Annotated in this window: 1 protein-coding gene; it reads right to left on the reverse strand. The window is 47.2% G+C overall.

The features are described 5' to 3' along the window. Positions 1-229 precede the first annotated feature (229 nt). A complete protein-coding gene (locus FTO68_RS11735) occupies positions 230-2,032 on the reverse strand; it encodes an IS1634 family transposase (RefSeq protein WP_255333599.1) in 1,803 nt (600 codons plus the stop codon). Between the last annotated feature and the right edge of the window lie 125 nt (positions 2,033-2,157).

The following is a 2,157-nucleotide window of genomic DNA, read 5'->3' on the forward strand; positions in this document are numbered from 1 at the left end:
TTCACAATCCGCACCCCCTGAACCAAAAGAGCTGAATTAGGGCCCCTAAAGACAAAAAGGAGTCAATTAGTCCGACACTCGATCCCTTCTCATCTCTCTCCCGGCAACATAAACACTCACTCTCACCGTCCTGATGACTTGTTTCTCCTTTCAACCCTTCATAACATCCATGCCGTCAGCTATGCAAGTGTGCCTCACCGGGAGCGATTAGGATGTACTCCGGAAGTAATCAGGACACTCCCTCCTCTGAACCCATGCCAATCAGATAGAGCAGAACCGACAGACGATACCTGTTCCGTTCAGTAACACCGGTTATCTGGCGGTTCCCATCTTCAGTGAAAATATCGAATGAGCCAAGTGACTGTATCAGAAACGCCGCGGTTGGAGATTTCAGTGGTTTATTATCGATGTAGATCCTGGGTGGTTCCGGCAGTTTCCTGATATTCATCCGTGCAATCACCTGCAGAATCCCCATCACAAGATACGAGACATACAGTATCGTCATCATGGCATCGATCCGTTTTGGATTATTCAGATAGATCCGGTCTGCCATAACCGACCATTTCATTGTTCGGAAAATATTCTCGACAACGTGCTGTTGTTTGTAATGCCGGAGCACGGACCTGTCATCCAAATCCAACTCGGTATGGTTTGTCAGGAGAGCGAATGTCTCTTTCTTATCCCTGAACGCTCTCACCCGTTCTTCGTGCACACGGGTCCCCTTCACCCGGACATGGTAGACCGACCACTCTTCAAGAGGTTTCGTCTCCTCTCCCCTCCGTCCCCGTGGCCATCGTTGTTTTAGTTCGGATTCAATCTCGATCACCGGTTGGACAAGCAGTTTCCGGGACTGTTCGTTCAGTTCTTCAATTGCCCTCAGTGCATCAGGTTCACAGGCAAATGGTGTTTTGAATTTCTTCTCCTTGACCAACGTCTCCAAATCAGTTGTATCCGTCTTGATCTGGCTCTTCACCCGTTCATCTGCTGCCGATGTTTCATAGACGACAAGTGTATAGGGCAATCCATAGATATCAACCTCGAATCGCTGTGAACGGTAGGTTGCCCGTTTGTCGGGCGTCTCTTCCTCGGTGCAACATTGGCCAAGGTCAACCCATTGATTTTGCTCACGAGCGATCGATCTGTATTTATCGGCAATTTTTCCGGCGAAATTCGCTGGAATATGCGATATAAACCGCACTTCAGATCCCTGCCGGTTTAAAACCTCCAGGTTAGGACGGTTGAGGAGTTTGGAGTCAGCAATATAGGTATGGTTTCTGAACTCTTCACCAAAGATCTCCTGAAGAGCGGTGAGCGCTTCCATATTCCAGACGGAATCAGCATGATTCCCATCCATGGTTTTGCAATACCGGATCAGTCCATTGCCATCTGAGACGACTCCGGTCTGAAAGATCCTGCGATCTCTTCGACCGGTTTTGTTGAGACCAAAACAGACTGTTGGACCATGAGCATCTGGTGTTTCATCGAGCTCATACTCGCCACAGACCTCATGTGATGTTACGTCACTATGGAGGATGAGTGATTGTTGGATATCGTAGACAGCATAGGCCCGGAGAGAGAGCTGTTGAAAGAAGTTGGAGGGACAGGCATCTGCGAACTTGTCAAGGAACCTTCCGAGACAATCGTCAGTGAACGATGTGGCAGGTATGGCTGAACCAAAGATCAGTTCTGTATCGATATTTTCGAGCTGCTGGCTCACATGAACCAGTGCAACACGCTGCTTGGTGGAGAGAAAAGGCAGCAGAACAAGGGCGAGTGCTCTGTTTCCCGGGCTGATCGAACACTGATTTTGATCCCAGGATACCGTTTCGTTTACCAGTTCAACAAACCCGATTTTGTCGAGGATTGACCGAACAACCAATGCAATGAGAGGTGTTATCTGTGTTGGAGAGGGTGATTCCGGTATACAATCTACTAGATTTCTGATCTCCTTGAATGGATCGGTGACACTCATTTTGGTTTTCGGATAGAGGCGATCCATTTTGGTCGGGCCATTCCTCTTCTGTTTGGGCATGAAGAATATGGAATGAGGATAGATTTATAATTAATCTTTAAATTGAATAATAGTTGTACTGGTTGGTACATTGTTAAATGAAAATATAATTAAATGTGAATTGTGAGAAGGGTGCGGATTGTGAA

The organism is Methanocalculus taiwanensis, assembly GCF_024372745.1.
In the GTDB taxonomy this organism is placed as follows: Archaea; Halobacteriota; Methanomicrobia; order Methanomicrobiales; family Methanocorpusculaceae; genus Methanocalculus; species Methanocalculus taiwanensis.

Bases quoted from the DNA above. Each gene is read 5' to 3' on its own strand.
- FTO68_RS11735 (WP_255333599.1), bottom strand. From the start codon at position 2,032: ATGCCCAAACAGAAGAGGAATGGCCCGACCAAAATGGATCGCCTCTAT.